Consider the following 17007-nt stretch of genomic DNA (forward strand, 5'->3'; position numbering starts at 1 on the left):
GCACAGGTTTAGCCTCCGCGTGAGGTGATTTTAAACGAACAGGGAGTTCAAAGATGAAACGTAGAACCTTGCTGACCGCAGCCACTGCCTCCGTGCTGGCGCTCGGCCTTGCCGCACCGTCTTTTGCCGCAGACAAAGTCAAAGTTGGCTTTATCTATGTTGGTCCGAAAAATGATGGCGGCTGGTCGCAACACCACCACGAAGCGGCGGAGGAAATGGCCGCGCATTTTGGCGATGCGGTTGAAATCGTCGTACAAGAGTCCGTGCCAGAAGGGGCCGATTCCGAGCGGGTCTTGACGCAAATGGCGCTGTCCGGTGCCGATCTGATTTTCACCACCTCGTTCGGCTATATGGACCCGACCGTCAACGTGGCGGCGAAATTCCCGAACGTGAAATTCGAACACGCAACCGGATATAAAACCGCGCCGAACCTCGGCGTCTACTCCGCACGTTTCTATGAAGGCCGCGCGGTTCAGGGTTATTTGGCTGGGAAAATGACCAAGTCGAACAAGGTCGGCTATATCGCCTCCTTCCCGATCCCCGAGGTTATTCGTGGCATCAATTCCGCCTATATCTATGCCAAAAAGGTGAACCCGGATGTCGAGTTTAACGTGGTCTGGGCCTACACATGGTTCGATCCGGCGAAAGAATCCGATGCGGCACAGGCCCTGATCGACCAAGGCGCGGACGTGATTTTGCAGCATACGGATTCGACCGCCCCGCAAGCCGCCGCCCAAAAGGCCGGCAATGTCTACACCTTTGGCCAAGCCGCCGACATGGCCGAATATGGCCCGATGCCGCGCATTTCCTCGATCATTGACGTCTGGGCCCCCTATTACATCGAGCGCGTTCAGGCGGTGATGGATGGCACATGGGAAACGGACAACACATGGGACGGCATCGGCGCGGGCATGGTCGGCATTGGCGAGATTTCTTCCGCCGTTCCCGCCGACATCAAAGCCGAAGCCGAAGCCCTGCGCGACAGCATTGCAGCGGGCGAGTATCACCCGTTCACCGGGCCTCTGAACAAACAAGACGGCTCTGTCTGGCTGGCCGATGGCGAAGTGGCCGATGATGGCACGCTCGCAGGCATGAACTTTTACGTCGAAGGCCTAAGCGGCGACATTCCGCAATAAGCCTTGCGCGATTGACGGATTATGGCCCGCGTCGAGAGATCGGCGCGGGCTTTTTATGGTAAGATCTGCGCGAGGGGACCCGCAAACCGCGCAAATCTCATTCAATTCCCCGAATTTGATTGATGCGGATCAAGGTCGCGCCACGACTCTCATGCCACAGATAGCACCAATATAAGACCCGCGAACAAAGGAGAGTCCCATGTCTTGGGCTGAAAAAAACGAATCCATGCGCGAAGCATTGCGCGCCCTCAACAAAGCCAATCGCAACATCCCGGTCGGATTTGGCGCGATGTCAAAAGCGGCAATGGAAGGCGATGCGCTTGACGCCAAAACCAAGGAATTGGTGGCGCTGGCCATTGCCATAGGTGTGCGTTGCGAACCCTGTGTCGGCTTTCACGTCGAGGCATTGATGAAACATGGCGGCACCCGCGAAGAATTGTCCGAAATGTTGGCCATCGGCGTCCAGATGGGCGGTGGTCCGGTGTTGATGTATGCGGCCAAGGCTTTGGAATGTTGGGACGAATTGTCTAACGCCTAAGCTACTCAAAAACAAAACGGCGCGGGAATCCCGCCTCGCGCCATTTTCGTTTCTCCCGCACCACCGGCTTTAGCCGCGCGACACATTACAGACCTTGCCACCGCCTTCTTTGGCTTTGCAGTCCATTTTCAACGTGTCTTTAGGCTCGCCAAACAACCAGATGCTCGCCATTTCAAAATAGTATTTCGCCAATTCACCAAAGGTGGCGTCTTCGGGTGCACCAAGCCCTTCTGGCTCAGCGGCGTCCACGTCTTCGCCAAACGCTCCGGTGCCATCATCATAGACAATCGTCCCGGTCTCCGTAGACGCATCGACATGCTCAATCTCAAAGGTTTTCGCCGCAGATCCGCCTTTCGGCGCGGCAACCCGCATTGTGGACAGGGTCGGTGCCTCATCCTCGTCATCGCCCTGCCAATACGAGCCCGTCACCGACATATTGCTCGAGACGGCTTTCATCATCCCGCTTTGCGCCTCAGAATACTGCAAATAAACCAAGATCGAAATCGTGATCCCGACCACAAAACTGATCAGACTGAGTGCTTTACCAAAGGTTCCCATTGGACAATTCTACCGTTTTAACCGCTATCGTCATCAATATCGCAACAAAACATGGCGAGAATTGGGAAGGCTTAGGGACATTTGATGAAACACAGTGAGAACCCAACGCGCACAGAAAACGGGCAGCCGCTTGCCGCAGTGCCGCAAGCTTTGTAAGGTCTGCGCCAAGTAAGCTGTGGGTTGGGAGGACATCTATTGAAAATTTGTCGAAGCAAACGCGACATCCGCGAGGCCGTCGCCGCGTTTCACGGCGCGGGCGAGACGGTCGGATTGGTGCCAACCATGGGCTATTTGCATGACGGGCATCTGACATTGGTGCACGCGGCGCAGGCCGCCTCTGACCGGGTGATTGTATCGATTTTCGTCAATCCGACCCAGTTTGGCGACCCCTCCGATCTTGACGCCTACCCGCGCGACGAGGCCCGCGATTTCGCGCTTTTGGAAGCGGCCGGTGTGGATGCGGTGTTTTGCCCTTCCGCTGACGAAATGTACCACCCTGAGAAACAGACCACCGTTGTGACCGAGCAGCTCGAGCACCTGTTGATGGGCGCGCTTCGGCCCGGCCATTACAAAGGTGTCTGCACGGTGGTGACGAAACTTTTTAACATCACCGGCGCAGATCACGCGTTTTTTGGCGAAAAGGATTACCAACAGCTTTTGGTGATCAAAACCATGGTCCGCGATCTTGATATGCCGATTGAGATTCACGGCGTGCCCACGGTGCGTGAGGTCGATGGGCTGGCAATGTCGTCGCGCAATGTCCGCCTGACGCCTGAGGATCGCCAAGCGGCACTGATCCTCAACAAAGCGCTGGCTTATGGCGCCTATGAGGCGTCGGACGGGCGCACGGCGGATCAGCTTGAGGCGGACATCCGCACCTTTATCTCTCGCGAACCGCGCGCCACCATCGAGAGCGTCGATGTGCGCGACGCCGCCACGCTGGAACCGATCGAGGGGCTGATTGAACGCCCCGCCGTGATCTTGCTCGCCGCGCGCTTTGGCGATGTGCTATTGATCGACCAACGGGTCGCAGACCCGACGTAAGTTCGGCCCAGATCCCCGAACTCAGGAGGAACCCATGTCCATACAGACCGAAACCATCCGCCGCGTGACGGTGCCGCAAATCCGAGACCGCAAAGGCGGCGAGCCCATCGTGTCGCTTACCTCATATCATGCGCACACCGCCGCAATTGCCGAAAAACATTGTGATTTTCTGCTTGTCGGCGACAGCCTCGGCATGGTGATGCACGGGATGGAAAGCACCGTTGGCGTGTCTTTGGAATTGATGATCATGCATGGCAAGGCCGTGGTGCGCGGCACCAAACGCGCGTTGATCGTGGTCGATATGCCCTTTGGTTCCTATGAGGAAAGCCCGTCGCAGGCGTTTCGCAATGCCGCCACGATCATGAAAGAAACCCAATGTCAGGCCGTCAAACTCGAAGGCGGCGCGCGCATGGCAGAGACGGTTAAATTCCTGACCGAACGTGGCATTCCGGTGATGGGCCACATCGGCTTGACCCCGCAATCGACCAACGTCATGGGCGGGTTCAAAACCCAGGGCCGCGACGAAGACACCTGGCAAATCCACATTGATGACGCGATCGCCGTGGCCGAAGCAGGCGCTTTTGCCATCGTGGTCGAGGGTGTCGTGGAACCGCTCGCGGACAAAATCACCAAAGCCATTGACGTGCCGACCATTGGAATCGGGGCATCAAAGACCTGTGACGGTCAGATCCTTGTCATGGAAGACATGTTGGGCCTCAACGAATGGGTGCCAAAATTTGTCAAAAAATATGGCGCCATGGGTGATGCAATCAACGAAGCCGTGGCGGAATATGCCGCCGAGGTCAGATCGCGGGCCTTTCCGGGAACGGCCAACGTCTACGGCTCCAACAAGAAATAAGCCCAGAAAAAGACAGAGCGCCCTTCGGGGCGCTTTTGTTTGAGTATTTGGGCTACAATGAAGCCTGTGTTAGGCGTGCGCTAAGGTTAACGTGTCAGGCTGAAGGCGCGGTACAGGCTGGAGAGCCGATGACCGCCTGCGATGAAGATGACCGCCTGCGATGAAGACTCCCGGCCCGTGGGCCCAAACCGTTCTGGTGACGCCACAGCGCCATGAACCAGCGGCCGGGACACAGCTTCGCTTTTCTGGCACCGTTTTCATTGCAGTGAAAATACTCCGCCCGGCCTGATCTGCGCACAGACGCACACAGCCAGTTCGCGCGCGGATATTTACGCACAGACAAAAATCACCACATGATGAGGCAACAGAACAAGGAGACTCATCATGACGTTTCGTCCCGTAAAATCGACATCCGTTGGCCAGCCGACCCTAGAGGGCGCAGGCGTTCATCTCTACCGCGCCTTTGGCTTTCACAAGCCGCGCGAGTTTGACCCGTTTTTATTGTTCGACGACTTTCGCAACGACGACCCGAAACAGTTTGAAAAGGGCTTTCCCTGGCACCCGCACCGCGGCATCGAGACCATCACCTATGTTTTGGATGGCGAGGTCGAACATGGCGACAGCCTTGGAAACAAAGGCGTTTTGGGCGCAGGATCGGTGCAATGGATGACGGCAGGCTCCGGCATCATGCACCAGGAAATGCCGCGCGGGAATGCCCGTGGTCAGATGCATGGGTTTCAGCTTTGGGCCAACCTGCCCTCCAGTTTGAAAATGACTGCGCCGCGCTATCAGGACATTCAGGCCCATGATATTCCCGAGATCATTGACGATGACGGCACCAAGGTGAAAATTGTCACCGGCTCATTTTGGGGCAAACACGGACCTGTGGATGGGGTGGCGGCGGACCCGCTGTACCTCGACATTTCCGTGCCGCCGAACACCCGCAAAGTGTTGCCGGTTGATACCTATGCCAACACCTTTGCCTATGTGTTTGCCGGGGCGGGATCGTTTCGTGATGCGTCCAATCCCTACGGCGTGCGGGTGGAGAAAGAGGTGAATGGCGCGGAAATCAACATCCGCGACATGTCGGGCAACCGCACCTTGGTGACTTTCGACACCGGCAATGAGATCGTGGTAAACGCCGGGCCTGAGGGCGTGCGGTTTCTGTTGGTTTCGGGTCAGCCGATTGAGGAACCTGTGGCCTGGCATGGACCGATCGTGATGAACACACGCGAAGAATTGATGCTGGCGATGCAAGAGCTCAACAACGGCACGTTTATCAAGGATCAGCGCGATCATTGATCTGCTATCCGAGACACCGCGCCCCTCACCGAGGGGCGCGGTGAAACCACTCAGAGCATGGACGGCAACACCATATCCGGCGGCCGGTGACCATCGGCAAATGTGTGAATGTTCAGCAGCACCTTTTCCCCCATTTCGATCCGCCCTTCGACCGTCGCCGAGCCCATATGGGGTAGCAAAACCACATTGGGCAGTTCGCGCAGGCGCGGATTAATCTGATGCCCATGCTCAAACACATCCAAGCCCGCGCCGCCAATATCGCCAGAGCGCAAGCCCCGCGTCAGGGCGTTTTCGTCAATCACTTCGCCCCGCGAGGTGTTCACAATCACCGCCGTCGGCTTCATCAGTTTTAACCGCCTTGCGTTGATTTGGTGAAAGGTTGAGGGCGTGTGCGGGCAGTTGATCGAGAGGATATCGACGCGGCTCAACATCTGATCAAGGCTGTCCCAATAGGTGGCCTCAAACCGCGCTTCAACATCGGGGTGAAGTCTGCGCCGGTTATGATACTGTACCGAGAGGCCAAAGGCATGGGCCCGGCGCGCGACAGCTTGTCCAATGCGACCCATCCCCAAAATCCCAAGCCGCTTGCCAGACAAGCGTTGCCCCATAAAGGCGGTCGGAGCCCAACCGCCCCAATTGCCCGCCTGCATCACCGCCTGCCCTTCGGGGATACGCCGCGTGACGGCGAGGATCAGCGCCATGACCATATCGGCGGTGTCCTCCGTCACCACGCCCGGCGTGTTGGTGACAAGGATGCCGCGATTATGGGCGGTGATCGTGTCGATATGATCGACACCCGCGCCGTAATTGGCGATCAGTTTCAACCGCTCCCCCGCCTGCCCCAACATCTCCGCATCCAACCGATCCGTGACACAGGGCACCAAAACATCGGCCCGCTGCATCGCCGCAATCAGCGCCTCACGCGACAGTTTGACGTCATCTTGATTGAGCTCCACATCGAAGAGTTCCATCATCCGCGTCTCGACCACTTCAGGCAACGCGCGTGTGACCACGACCTTTAGCCGACCCTGCACCATAACCGCACCTCTTCCTTTCTTTTTCGCCCCCATACTGGCAAACTGGATTGCATCCCGGCAAGGCGTAAAGGATAAGTTCCGTGACACGCTGGCGCGCAAGGCACGCCTTCTTTTTATGAGCAGGTCAGATTTCACAATGGTATCCAGTGGCTCCTCTTATGGGTTTCATCGCCTCACCCCGCTTTTACGCGGGGTTTGCCTCATGACATTGACATGTTTCCTCGGTTTGGCCCCGGTTTCTGCCGCCGAAGATACCGTGCAAAATCCAACCGCCCCGCCGATCGAGCAGATGCCACAAACAGGCCCAACGCGCGGATCGGCCACCAACCTGCCGTTGCCGCGCTTCGTCTCGCTCAAGGCCAATGAGGCCAATGTGCGTCGTGGGCCATCGCTGTCGCACCGGATTGACTGGATTTTCACAAAACGCAACTACCCGCTTGAAGTCATTGCCGAATATGGTCATTGGCGGCGTGTCCGCGACATGGAAGGCGCGACTGGATGGCTGCATTACTCGCTGATTTCCGGGGTGCGGACAGCGCTCGTGACGGATGGCACTGTAGATTTGTTTTCGCGGCCTGACACCGGATCGCGTTTGACGGCACAGGCCGAGAAAGGCGTGATTTTGCGACTGTTGGAATGCAACATCTCATGGTGCAAAGTCTCAGCCTCGGGCTATAAGGGCTGGGTGTTGAAATCGGGCCTTTGGGGTGTGCGTTCAAACGAAATTTTGGAGTGAGCCGGTATGGAACAGCTCAAATCCCCCCTCGCCGCCCGCAACATTCCAAAGGGCGTTAAATCGTGTGTCGTGCATGGTTTTGGCAGTTGGTTTGACGCGATTGGCCACGAGCGTCACGATTTTTTCACCAAACTTTTGCCAAAGCTGACCCGTGAGGGCATCACCCCCTATTTGGTGGAGGGCGACAGCCGTACCTCTCGTGCGCTTTTGCTGGAAAATCATCTCCATATCATCGTCGGTGGCCCGGCGATGTTTGGCCCGACGGTTCTTCATGCCTATCCCTCTTATCTGTGGGGATTTTGGTATTTCGACGAGCTGGGCCATGGCGCCAACAGTTCGCTGCGCTTTTCCCGTTTTCCCGAACATGAGGTGGATCGGGAACAGGCGGATTATTTTTTCAATGGCGTGACTGGGTTTATGTTGCGCGAAAATGTCTCCAAATTGGGTCAGGAGCCGCGCATGGATGCGCCTTTGCGGCCCGCGACGGCGACGATCCTGTGTCAGGCCATCGAAAATGAGACCCCGCGCACGCATTATCTCACGACGAAAGAGATGATTGTCACCGCCGCTGAATTTGATCGCGATGCGGTGGTCTATGTGAAACCGCATCCGCATCAGGGTAAATTGGGACGCAGGCACATCCTTGAAATCTGTGCCGATCATCCGAATGTCAAAGTGAGCGACGCCTCGGTTCACGATCTGATCGAAGCGGCGCGCGTCGTGATCACGCAAAACTCCTCTGCCGGGTTTGAAGCCTTGATGCAACGAAAGCCGGTGGTCACCTGTGGCAAAAGCGATTATTGGCACGCCACGCTTACCCCACGAAACATATCTGAATTGCGGGATGCGATAGGTTTTGGCCCTGAAACAATGTCCTCTTTTGACTATTCAGGGTTTTTCAACTGGTTCTTGGAAAAGCAGTGCCTTGAACCCGCCAAAGACAATTTCGCTCCCCGTGCTTGGGCGCGTGTGCGTGACAAGCTGATGCTCGACTAACGCCTTCTAAGCCTTAGGGCGAAAGGACAATCCTATGCGCGACACGCGTTTGAATATTTCGGCGGGGCTGGCCTCTGTCTCTGTCGCGACGATTTTGATCATCGCAAAGCTCTGGGCCTTGGGGCAAACCGGCTCGCTCTCAATTGCGGCGTCTTTGGCCGACAGCGGCATGGATTTGATGATCGCCTTGGGCGGATTGATGGCGATTTATTACGCCTCGCGCCCGCCTGACGACGACCATGCCTTTGGTCACACCTCCGCCGAAGACCTCGCAGCGCTGGCCCAATCCGCGTTCATTTTGGTCTCTGCCGCGATCATCGCCGTGACCTCAACCCGGCGTCTGCTCTCCACTGCCCCGGTCGAAGTTCAGGCCGAAGGCGCGGGCATTGCGGTCATGGTCTTGTCGATCGTTTTAACCATCGCGCTTGTGCTCTGGCAAAGGCGCGTGGCGCGGCTGACCAAATCGAAAGTCGTCAGCGCCGACAGCCTGCATTACGTCGGGGATCTGGTGCCAAACATCGGGGCGATTGTGGCGCTTTTTGCCGCCAAAGCCTTTGGCATGCATCAGATCGACTCTGTCGTCGCCTTGGCCGCCGCTGGGATTTTGGTGGTCGGCGCTCTGCGCATTGGCAAATCGGCTTGGGATGCGTTGATGGATCGCTCGGCGCCTCAGGATATGATCGACAACATCGAAAACATGGCCAAATCCTACCCGGAAATCCACGCATTCCATGATCTGAAAACCCGCATGGCGGGGTCAAAACCGTTTGTGAACATCCATATCGAATTGAATGGCGACCAGACGCTGCGTGAGGCCCACGCGATTTCCGCAAGCCTCAAACACCACATCGTCACCGCCTACCCCAACGCCGATGTGATCATCCACAAGGACGTGTGGGGCGAGGCGGATTAACCCACTCAGGCGGTGAACAACCCCCGCCCTTTCAACAACGCCTCGACGCCTGGCATCCGACCCCGAAACGCAGTGTAGAGAGCCTCTGCGTCTTGTGAGCCGCCTTTGGACAGAATGTGTTCCTCCAAAAGCCGCGCCGTTTCCGGGTCGAACGCGCCCTTTTCCTCAAAGGCCTCAAACGCATCGGCATCCATGACCTCTGACCACATATAGCTATAATATCCGGCGCTATAGCCGTCGCCGGAAAAGATATGAGCGAAATGCGGCGTGGCGTGGCGCATGGTCACCGCGCGGGGCAAACCGATCCGCGCCAAAGTTTCGGCCTGTGCAACCATCGGGTCCGCAGGCGCATCGCCATCATGGAAATCAAGATCAACCAAGGCCGAGGCAATATATTCCACCGTGGCAAAGCCTTGATCATAGGTCTGTGCGGCCAACAACCGATCCAACATGTTGCGCGGCATCGGCGCACCGGTTTTGGCATGGGTCGCGAATTCTTCAAGCACCTCAGGCACTTCCAACCAATGTTCAAAAAGCTGACTTGGCAATTCAACGAAATCACGCGCCACAGAGGTGCCCGAAATCGAGCCATAAGTCACATTTGACAGCATCTGGTGCAGGGCGTGGCCGAATTCATGAAACAAGGTGCGGGCATCGTCATAGGACAGCAATGCCGCTTCTCCTTTTGACGGTTTGGCAAAATTGCACACGTTGAGGACGATGGGACGGATGTCCCCTTCGAGCTTTTGTTGGCTGCGCATTGCGGTACACCATGCGCCCGAGCGCTTCGATCCACGCGCGAAATAATCACCGATAAAGACGGCGATATGTTTGCCATCACGGGTCACATTCCACGCCCGCGCATCGGGGTGATAGGTGGTGACATCCAACGGCTCAAAGTCGAGGCCAAACAGCCGATGCGCACAGGCGAATGCAGCTTCAATCATCCGGTCCAATTGCAAATAGGGCTTCAACTCCGCCTCATCGAGATCATGCTCCGCCTTGCGCCGGATCGCCGAATAATAGCGCCAATCCCACGGCTCCAACGGGCCGTTGATCCCGTCTTTCGCCATCATTTCGGCCAAAATAGCACCGTCGCGCTCAGCGGCTTCTTTGGCTGGGGCCCAGACCCGCATCAACAACTCGCGCACGGCCTCCGGTGTTTTGGCCATTTCGGTCTCTAATTTATAAGCCGCGAAGCTCGGGTAGCCGAGCAATTTGGCGCGCTCTTCGCGCAGACGCAAAATCTCTGCCGCATTTTCACGGTTGTCATTGGCATTGCCATTTTCGCCCCGCGCAGACCAGGCTTTGAACGCCGCTTCACGCAAATCACGACGTGGCGAAAATTGCATGAACGGCACAATCAACGAGCGCGACAAGGTGACGACCGGGCCATCCGCACCTTTTTCCTCGCCCGCCGCCCGTGCCGCGTCGATCACAAATTGCGGCAAGCCCTCAAGATCGGCCTCTGTGAGAGACATGAACCAGTCGCGCTCATCCGCCAAAAGGTTTTGCCCAAACCCAGTGCCCAGAGTGGCAAGCCTGGATTTGATCTCTGCCATCCGCGCCTTTTGCGGACCTTCCAGCTTAGCCCCAGAGCGCACAAAGGAGCGATAGGTCAACATCAAAACCCGCGCCTGCTCTGGCGTTAGGTCAAGCGTATCGCGGGTCTCCCAAAGCGTCTCAATTCGCGCAAACAGCGCCGAATTTGACGTAATTTCAGAAGAGTAAGCCGAAAGCATCGGGGAAAATTCCCGCATCAACGCATCGCGCGTATCATTGGCATCCGCCCCCGCTGAGCCGTAAAACACGCCGAGAACCTTGGACAAGGTGCTGTCCGAGCGCTCCAAGGCCTCGATTGTATTGGCGAATGTCGGGGCCTCGGGGTCGCTTGCGATCAGTTGAACCGCCGCACGCCCTTCGGCCAATGCGGCCTCGACCGCTGGTTTGACATGCGCATCCTCGATTGCCTCAAACGGCGGCAAGTTGAACGGGGTATTCCAGTCGGACAAAAGCGGATTGGTCATGAATATCTCCTTTGAGAGTGAAGCTATGCCGCACCCCCGCAAAGGAAAAGGGCTATCCGTGACTATTTCTCCCGCAAATCGGACAGTCTTCCCGTTTTTTGACCGTGATCACCCGCGTCTCTGTGTAAAGCGCATCATGGATCAACAGCCGCCCGATCAGGCCCTGCCCGGCACCTGTGATCTCCTTGAGCGCTTCCATTGCCATCATCGTGCCCAAAATGCCCGGCAAAGGAGCCGCCACACCCGCCTCGGCACAGGTTGGCACCATGCCCGCCGCCGGACGTTCAGGGAACACGCATTGATAACATGGGCCATTTTTAGCCGCATTATATGTGCTGATTTGACCTTCCCATTGGGTGATCGCCGCCGCAATCAGCGGCGTTTTCTCCGTCACGCAAAGCGCATTCACAAGGTATCGCGTGTCGAAATTGTCCGAGCCATCGAGCACCAAATCATACTCGCGGATCAGCGCCACACAGCTTTCGTCAAAACGGCGATTGTAGGGACGCACCTCGATAAACGGGTTTTGCGCGCGCATTGCCTCGGCGGCGGAAAATACTTTCGGCACACCAAGGTTCGCATCTGTATGAATCACCTGCCGTTGCAGATTTGAGGCCTCGACCACATCATCGTCAATCACGCCAATGGTGCCCACTCCCGAGGCCGCGAGATATTGCAAAATCGGCGCGCCAAGCCCACCGGCCCCGACAACCAAGACTTTGGCCTCTTTGAGTTTCTTCTGGCCCGGCCCGCCGATTTCGCGAAGTAAAATGTGGCGCATATAGCGGTCCAGTTCGGCCGGGCGAAACGGGCCCTCTGCTTCGCTGTCCGCCACAGGTGCAACCCGCGACCGCAGGACGCGCAGGCCAAACCGATAGGCCATTATCACAGCGGCAAAACCGCCCAAAAGCAGCCACTCGCCAAGGCTTCCGCCCAGAGTGGTTCGCATCGGATGCGCGTCTGGCAGCACGGCCAGCGCCAAGATCACCGCGACATACAAAATGCCGATCATTGCCCAGCGCGCGCGTTTGGGGGCATGAGTCACCGCCCCAACACCCCAAAGCACCACAGCCATGATCAGAAACGGGATCATTATTGACGACCCGTCGAGCCAAATCCGCCCGTGCCACGCACGGTATCGCCCAAGGTCTCAACCACCGAATAGACCCCCTGCACCACAGGTGCGACGACCATTTGGCCGATGCGCTCGCCATGTTGGATGTGGAACGTTTCCGAGCCGTGATTGATCAACAAAATGCCAATGGGGCCACGATAATCGGCATCGATGGTGCCCGGCGTGTTGACCATGGAAATCCCATGTTTGAGCGCAAGCCCCGAACGGGGCCGGACCTGCACCTCAAATCCGGGCGGGATTTCCATCGCAAATCCAGTCGGGATCAAGGCGCGCGCACCGGGTTCCAAGACCAAACCAACGTCTCGCGTCTCCGGCGGAAAATTCGCCCGCACATCGGCACCAGCGGCGTGTTCGGTTTCGTAAGATGGCGGCTTGATCGCCGGATCAGCGCCTTCAAGCCATTGAATTTTAATATCAACTGTCATGTTTTCATCGCTGTCCAAATACTCATTCAACGGCAAATGCCGCGCTCAAACGGTCGGCGATCTTATGGGCCAACTGGCGCGCCACCTCCGCCTTGCTCATCCGTGGCCAGACATCCGTGCCCGCGTCCGAGATCAATACAACCGCATTTTCTGTGCCGCCCATGATGCCAGTCGCGGGCGAGACGTCATTGGCCACAATCCAGTCGCAACCTTTGCGCAGCCGTTTGGCGGTGGCGTGGGCCACAACATTGTCGGTTTCGGCGGCAAAGCCGACCACAAGCCGGGGGCGCCCCGTGCTCATCTGGCTGACCGTCGCAAGGATGTCAGGATTCTCAGTGAAACTCAGACTGGGCAATGTGCCTTTTTCTTTTTTAATCTTCGATCCGCTCTCCGAGCTTACACGCCAATCCGCCACTGCGGCGGCAAAGACGGCGGCATCGGCGGGCAAAGCGGCCTCCACGGCGGCTTTCATTTCGCGGGCGGTCTCGACGCGGATCACAGTGACGCCCTGCGGCGGCGGCACATCGGCGGGGCCGGTGACGAAACTCACCTGCGCGCCAAGATCGCGCAGCGCAACGGCGATGGCCGTGCCCTGCGCACCAGACGAACGGTTGGCGATGTAACGCACCGGATCAATCGGCTCATGGGTCGGACCAGAGGTGACAAGGATATGCTTGCCCACCAGAGGGCCTTCGATCAGAGCCGCACGGATCGCGCCGATGATGTCAGGGGTCTCAGAGAGCCGCCCGGGGCCAAATTCACCACAGGCCATTGTGCCCTCTTCGGGACCGACAAACAGCACGCCATCGGATTGGAGTGTTGCCACATTGCGCTGGGTTGCGGGGTGTTCCCACATGCGGACATTCATCGCCGGGGCGACCAGCACGCGTTTGTCCGTCGCCATCAACAGCGTCGAGGCCAGATCGTTTGCCAAGCCATTGGCCATCTTGCCCAAAAGATCGGCCGTTGCCGGAGAAACCACAACCAAATCGGCGGCGCGGGACAGTTCTATATGACCCATTTCGGCCTCATCAGTGAGATCAAACAGGTCGCGGTAAACCTTTTCGGCGGCAAGGGCAGAGGCCGAGAGAGGTGTCACGAATTCTTCCGCCGCTTTGGTCAGAACCGGCACGACACGCACGCCCTCTTCGCGCAAGCGGCGGATCAGATCGAGCGATTTGAACGCCGCGATCCCGCCGCCGATGATTAAAAGAATGGTCTTTCCGTTCAACATCACACGCCCCTTTGCCCCGATCTGCCGTGAGACCGCCCTGTGTTCAAGGCGCTGTCCCAAGGCGCTCCGGTGGGCAAAGGTGTAGGGTGCGCGTTTGACAAACTCAAGCCAAACTCAAACCCTCAGCTCAACAGCAGCGAGAGCGCTTCGCCGTGACGTTCCAAGGATTTGCGCATTTTGACCAAAGCCCCGGCCTCCAATTGCCGGACGCGTTCTTTTGACAAAGCCAACTCTTCCCCAAGACTTTCAAGCGTGCGCGGCTCATCCGAAAGCTTACGCGCGTGTAAAATGAATTGCTCGCGGTCGCTAAGTTCGCTCATGGACTCTTTGAGCCATGTTTTCAGTTGCTTTTGATCATGCTCTTCCCCCACCATTTCGGCGGCGGTGTCGCCCTCATCGGCCAAAAGGTCGATCCATTCGCGACCATCCTCATCACCGGATTGTTGCGCGTTGAGCGAGAAATCAGAGCCGGACAGCCGCCCGTCCATCATCTCCACATCGCGAAGGGGCACGCCCAAATCCATTGCGATCATCTGTAACAATTGCGCATGATCCAGTTGCTCGCCCTGTGTCGAGGCTTCGCGTTCCAGCCGTGCCTGAACCCGGCGCATATTGAAAAACAACGACTTTTGCGCAGAGGTCGACCCGGTGCGCACCAAGGACCAATTGCGCATCACATAGTCTTGGACCGAGGCCTTGATCCACCACGCGGCATAGGTCGAAAACCGCACGCCGCGGTCGGGATCAAATTTCTCCGCCGCTTTCATCAGGCCCAATCCGGCCTCTTGGATAAGATCGTTCATCGGCGCGCCGTAACGTTTGAATTTGGCCGCCATCGAAATCGCCAAGCGCATATAAGCGGTGATCAAACGGTGCAAAGCCGCCTCATCGCCATGATCGCGCCACGCGCGTGCCAATGCCTGTTCTGTTTCAAGATCAAGCATTTCCGCTTTCATTGCCCGGCGTGGCAATGCGTTGTCTGATACAGTCATATCGAGTGCCATAAGACCCTCCCGAGGTTTGGCCGCTCTGCCTCCATGAGTGCGATGTGCGTTGGGCATTTGCGAGCGGTGGCTTCTCCTGTTACGACCACAGTACCCCAATTGGATGACTTTGAGTTTCACGAACATGTGCAGTCCCTTCACACTCGTTCTCGGCGGCGCCTCTTCTGGCAAGTCTGACATTGCTGAAAAATTGTGTTTTCACAGTGGGTTAGATCGCGTTTACTTGGCCTCTTCGCAGGTCTATGACGATGAAATGCGCACAAAGGTTGAGCAACACCGCACAAACAGAGGGCCAAATTGGCGCACAATCGAAGAACCTTTTCGGGCCGATCAGGTGATTTTAGAGGCAAAGGCACATCAAATACTCTTGTTTGATTGTGCCACGCTTTGGCTCACCAACCATCTTTTGGCCGATCACGACATCGCGCAGGAGACGGAAACGCTCTTGGCCGCGCTCAAAACCAGTCTGGCGCAGGTGGTCATTGTCAGCAACGAGGTGGGTCAGGGCATCGTCCCCGAAAACGCCCTTGCCCGTCGGTTTCGGGTGGAACAAGGACGGCTCAATCGACGCTTGGCCGCAGAGGCCGGGATGGTTGTGGGCGTGATGGCCGGGCTGCCTTTCATGCTCAAAGGCGACAGGCCGGAGGCTTTGACATGAGCACATTATGGTTGATCCGTCACGGCCCGACTCATGCCAAAAGCTTTGTCGGCTGGACCGATCTTCCGGCGGACCTATCGGACAGGGCGGCGATTGCGCGGCTTGAATCGGCGCTGCCTCGTGTGCCCTTGATCTCCTCCGATCTCAGCCGCGCGATCAACACGGGAAGCGCCATTCAGGGCCCGCGCCCGCGCCTGCCCCATGATCCGCGTCTGCGTGAAACCCATTTTGGCGATTGGGAAAATCTGTCTTGGGCCGAGATTCAACAACGCGACACGGATCTCGCCCGCCGGGTGTTTGAAACCCCCGGCGACATCGCCCCGCCCGGTGGTGAAAGTTGGAACAGGTTTTCCGCCCGTGTTCATGCGGGTGTCGCGGCCTTGCAAGGCGAAACCATTGTGGTCGCGCATATGGGGGTGATTTTGGCGCTGTTGCAAAAGGCGCTCGGATGTACGGCCTATGAGGCGCTGGGACATCAAATTGATCCGCTGTCTTGTACGGTGATTGACTGTCCTGAGGGTCTGGAGAAGGCGTGGAGTTGCACGCTCATAAATCACAAATACTAATACAAACTATGAAAAAATATCTCTTTTCGTGATGCATAAAGCCTATCTAAGATAGGTGCTGACACACAAGGAGTTTCATATGTCTTACGATCTGTTCATTGGTGACAAAGGGTTTTCAAGCTGGTCGCTGCGCGGCTGGCTTTTGTTTGAGAAATTCGACATCCCGTTTCGCGAACACATGATCGGCCTTTACTCTGGCACGATGCAACAGGACCTTGCCCCCCTCGCCCCTGCCCGCTTTGTGCCCACCGCGCGCACACCCGAAGGGTGGGTGATCGGCGAAAGCATCGCTTTGGCCGAAACCTTGGCAGAGCGTCATCCCGAGGCGGGAATTTGGCCCGCCGATCCTGAGGCACGGGTGTTTGCCCGCTGGCTTGTGGCCGAAATGCATGCCGGATTTACCGCCCTGCGCTCCGCCTGCTCGATGCAGCTTTTCCATCAATATCAAGGATTTGTTGTCTCCGATGCCGTTCAGACCGACCTGGATCGCCTTGAAACCATGCTGGGTCATGCCTTTGCGCATTTCTCCGGCGCAGGCCCTTGGTTGTTTGGTGCCTACTCTGCCGCCGATGCGTTTTACGCCCCGGTCGCGGCACGGATCGCTGGCTATGATCTCCCGGTGTCTGAGCGCCTCACAGCCTATGTTGCCGCGCATCTGAACGATACGGCGTTCAAAGCCTGGCGCGCGGAGGGGATCAAACTCAGCTATGATCCGATGCCCTATGCGCTCGATCTGCCCAAAACCGACTGGCCGGTTGCGCCATAATTCTCTCGAAACCCGGAGCGTATTAACCATTTGCTAACCATGCACGTCGTAGCACTGGTTAAGATTGGTTAAT

General features: G+C 57.3%; 18 protein-coding genes. 11 read left to right on the forward strand and 7 right to left on the reverse strand.

Going from position 1 to position 17007, the window contains the following annotated elements; genetic code table 11:
- The first annotated feature begins 53 nt into the window (after positions 1-53).
- Positions 54-1136, forward strand: coding sequence for a BMP family ABC transporter substrate-binding protein (locus tag B30_RS16705; RefSeq protein ID WP_009573322.1), 1083 nt, complete (start codon positions 54-56; stop codon positions 1134-1136).
- 199 nt (positions 1137-1335) lie between these two features.
- Entirely contained in the window at positions 1336-1674 is a 339-nt protein-coding gene (locus B30_RS16710) for a carboxymuconolactone decarboxylase family protein (protein ID WP_009573323.1), read from the forward strand.
- 69 nt (positions 1675-1743) lie between these two features.
- On the opposite strand, the gene B30_RS16715 is transcribed toward B30_RS16710, so the two are convergent.
- Complete coding sequence (locus tag B30_RS16715) at positions 1744-2232, reverse strand: hypothetical protein (protein WP_009573324.1); 489 nt, start codon at positions 2230-2232, stop codon at positions 1744-1746.
- Positions 2233-2427: 195 nt separating this feature from the next.
- On the opposite strand from B30_RS16715, the gene panC reads away from it, so the two are divergent.
- The 3 genes from panC (at position 2428) to B30_RS16730 (ending at position 5437) form a co-directional block, all read left to right on the forward strand.
- On the forward strand, positions 2428-3276 hold the full coding sequence (panC, locus tag B30_RS16720) for a pantoate--beta-alanine ligase (RefSeq protein ID WP_009573325.1): 849 nt from the start codon (positions 2428-2430) through the stop codon (positions 3274-3276).
- Between the two features lie 34 nt (positions 3277-3310).
- Positions 3311-4135, forward strand: coding sequence for a 3-methyl-2-oxobutanoate hydroxymethyltransferase (gene panB, locus B30_RS16725; protein ID WP_009573326.1), 825 nt, complete (start codon positions 3311-3313; stop codon positions 4133-4135).
- Between the two features lie 384 nt (positions 4136-4519).
- Positions 4520-5437: a pirin family protein gene (locus B30_RS16730; protein WP_009573327.1), complete on the forward strand. Its 918-nt coding sequence runs from the start codon at positions 4520-4522 to the stop codon at positions 5435-5437.
- A gap of 50 nt (positions 5438-5487) precedes the next feature.
- Here the strand turns inward: B30_RS16730 and B30_RS16735 are convergent, their stop codons facing one another.
- Positions 5488-6474, reverse strand: a complete 987-nt coding sequence (locus B30_RS16735) for a 2-hydroxyacid dehydrogenase (protein ID WP_009573328.1) — start codon at positions 6472-6474, stop codon at positions 5488-5490.
- Between the two features lie 136 nt (positions 6475-6610).
- Here B30_RS16735 and B30_RS16740 point away from each other — a divergent pair, with 136 nt between their 5' ends.
- The 3 genes from B30_RS16740 to B30_RS16750 are packed head-to-tail and all read left to right on the forward strand — an operon-like array spanning position 6611 to position 9119.
- Positions 6611-7210 (forward strand): SH3 domain-containing protein, encoded by a 600-nt coding sequence (locus B30_RS16740; RefSeq protein WP_009573329.1) that lies wholly within the window; start codon positions 6611-6613, stop codon positions 7208-7210.
- A 6-nt stretch (positions 7211-7216) separates the two neighbouring features.
- Positions 7217-8206 (forward strand): capsular polysaccharide export protein, LipB/KpsS family, encoded by a 990-nt coding sequence (locus tag B30_RS16745; RefSeq protein ID WP_009573330.1) that lies wholly within the window; start codon positions 7217-7219, stop codon positions 8204-8206.
- 34 nt (positions 8207-8240) lie between these two features.
- Entirely contained in the window at positions 8241-9119 is an 879-nt protein-coding gene (locus B30_RS16750; RefSeq protein WP_009573332.1) for a cation diffusion facilitator family transporter, read from the forward strand.
- 5 nt (positions 9120-9124) lie between these two features.
- Here B30_RS16750 and B30_RS16755 read toward each other — a convergent pair whose 3' ends face one another.
- From B30_RS16755 to B30_RS16775, 5 genes are all read right to left on the reverse strand, one after another.
- Positions 9125-11146 (reverse strand): M3 family metallopeptidase, encoded by a 2022-nt coding sequence (locus tag B30_RS16755; RefSeq protein WP_009573334.1) that lies wholly within the window; start codon positions 11144-11146, stop codon positions 9125-9127.
- Between the two features lie 52 nt (positions 11147-11198).
- The gene (locus tag B30_RS16760; protein WP_009573336.1) at positions 11199-12239 is read right to left on the reverse strand and encodes a HesA/MoeB/ThiF family protein; all 1041 of its coding nucleotides are present in this window, start codon (positions 12237-12239) and stop codon (positions 11199-11201) included.
- Entirely contained in the window at positions 12239-12706 is a 468-nt protein-coding gene (gene dut, locus B30_RS16765; RefSeq protein ID WP_040402844.1) for a dUTP diphosphatase, read from the reverse strand. Before dut ends, B30_RS16760 begins: the two co-directional genes overlap by 1 nt.
- A gap of 22 nt (positions 12707-12728) precedes the next feature.
- Positions 12729-13940: a bifunctional phosphopantothenoylcysteine decarboxylase/phosphopantothenate--cysteine ligase CoaBC gene (gene coaBC, locus B30_RS16770; RefSeq protein ID WP_009573339.1), complete on the reverse strand. Its 1212-nt coding sequence runs from the start codon at positions 13938-13940 to the stop codon at positions 12729-12731.
- Positions 13941-14062: 122 nt separating this feature from the next.
- A complete protein-coding gene (locus B30_RS16775; protein ID WP_009573340.1) occupies positions 14063-14944 on the reverse strand; it encodes an RNA polymerase factor sigma-32 in 882 nt (293 codons plus the stop codon).
- 124 nt (positions 14945-15068) lie between these two features.
- Between B30_RS16775 and cobU the strand changes: the two genes are divergently transcribed.
- From cobU to B30_RS16790, 3 genes are all read left to right on the forward strand, one after another.
- Positions 15069-15602 carry a bifunctional adenosylcobinamide kinase/adenosylcobinamide-phosphate guanylyltransferase gene (gene cobU, locus B30_RS16780; RefSeq protein ID WP_009573341.1) on the forward strand — a complete coding sequence of 178 codons (534 nt, stop codon included), beginning with the start codon at positions 15069-15071 and terminating at the stop codon, positions 15600-15602.
- Positions 15599-16168 carry a histidine phosphatase family protein gene (locus B30_RS16785; protein ID WP_009573342.1) on the forward strand — a complete coding sequence of 190 codons (570 nt, stop codon included), beginning with the start codon at positions 15599-15601 and terminating at the stop codon, positions 16166-16168. The genes cobU and B30_RS16785 overlap by 4 nt, the downstream gene beginning before the upstream one ends.
- A gap of 79 nt (positions 16169-16247) precedes the next feature.
- A complete protein-coding gene (locus B30_RS16790) occupies positions 16248-16934 on the forward strand; it encodes a glutathione S-transferase (RefSeq protein ID WP_009573343.1) in 687 nt (228 codons plus the stop codon).
- The last annotated feature ends 73 nt before the right edge of the window (positions 16935-17007 follow it).

It is taken from the genome of Celeribacter baekdonensis B30 (assembly GCF_000299875.1).
Classification (GTDB): domain Bacteria; phylum Pseudomonadota; class Alphaproteobacteria; order Rhodobacterales; family Rhodobacteraceae; genus Celeribacter; species Celeribacter baekdonensis_A.

Excerpts from the sequence above, each read along its gene's own strand:
- B30_RS16775 (WP_009573340.1), bottom strand. The coding sequence starts at position 14,944 with ATGGCACTCGATATGACTGTATCAGACAACGCATTGCCACGCCGGGCA.
- B30_RS16735 (WP_009573328.1), bottom strand. The coding sequence starts at position 6,474 with ATGGTGCAGGGTCGGCTAAAGGTCGTGGTCACACGCGCGTTGCCTGAA.
- B30_RS16760 (WP_009573336.1), bottom strand. The coding sequence starts at position 12,239 with ATGATCCCGTTTCTGATCATGGCTGTGGTGCTTTGGGGTGTTGGGGCG.
- B30_RS16790 (WP_009573343.1), top strand. The coding sequence starts at position 16,248 with ATGTCTTACGATCTGTTCATTGGTGACAAAGGGTTTTCAAGCTGGTCG.
- cobU (WP_009573341.1), top strand. The coding sequence starts at position 15,069 with ATGTGCAGTCCCTTCACACTCGTTCTCGGCGGCGCCTCTTCTGGCAAG.
- B30_RS16745 (WP_009573330.1), top strand. The coding sequence starts at position 7,217 with ATGGAACAGCTCAAATCCCCCCTCGCCGCCCGCAACATTCCAAAGGGC.
- B30_RS16730 (WP_009573327.1), top strand. The coding sequence starts at position 4,520 with ATGACGTTTCGTCCCGTAAAATCGACATCCGTTGGCCAGCCGACCCTA.
- B30_RS16710 (WP_009573323.1), top strand. The coding sequence starts at position 1,336 with ATGTCTTGGGCTGAAAAAAACGAATCCATGCGCGAAGCATTGCGCGCC.
- panB (WP_009573326.1), top strand. The coding sequence starts at position 3,311 with ATGTCCATACAGACCGAAACCATCCGCCGCGTGACGGTGCCGCAAATC.
- B30_RS16705 (WP_009573322.1), top strand. The coding sequence starts at position 54 with ATGAAACGTAGAACCTTGCTGACCGCAGCCACTGCCTCCGTGCTGGCG.
- B30_RS16740 (WP_009573329.1), top strand. The coding sequence starts at position 6,611 with ATGGTATCCAGTGGCTCCTCTTATGGGTTTCATCGCCTCACCCCGCTT.
- dut (WP_040402844.1), bottom strand. The coding sequence starts at position 12,706 with ATGACAGTTGATATTAAAATTCAATGGCTTGAAGGCGCTGATCCGGCG.
- B30_RS16755 (WP_009573334.1), bottom strand. The coding sequence starts at position 11,146 with ATGACCAATCCGCTTTTGTCCGACTGGAATACCCCGTTCAACTTGCCG.
- B30_RS16715 (WP_009573324.1), bottom strand. The coding sequence starts at position 2,232 with ATGGGAACCTTTGGTAAAGCACTCAGTCTGATCAGTTTTGTGGTCGGG.
- coaBC (WP_009573339.1), bottom strand. The coding sequence starts at position 13,940 with ATGTTGAACGGAAAGACCATTCTTTTAATCATCGGCGGCGGGATCGCG.
- B30_RS16785 (WP_009573342.1), top strand. The coding sequence starts at position 15,599 with ATGAGCACATTATGGTTGATCCGTCACGGCCCGACTCATGCCAAAAGC.
- B30_RS16750 (WP_009573332.1), top strand. The coding sequence starts at position 8,241 with ATGCGCGACACGCGTTTGAATATTTCGGCGGGGCTGGCCTCTGTCTCT.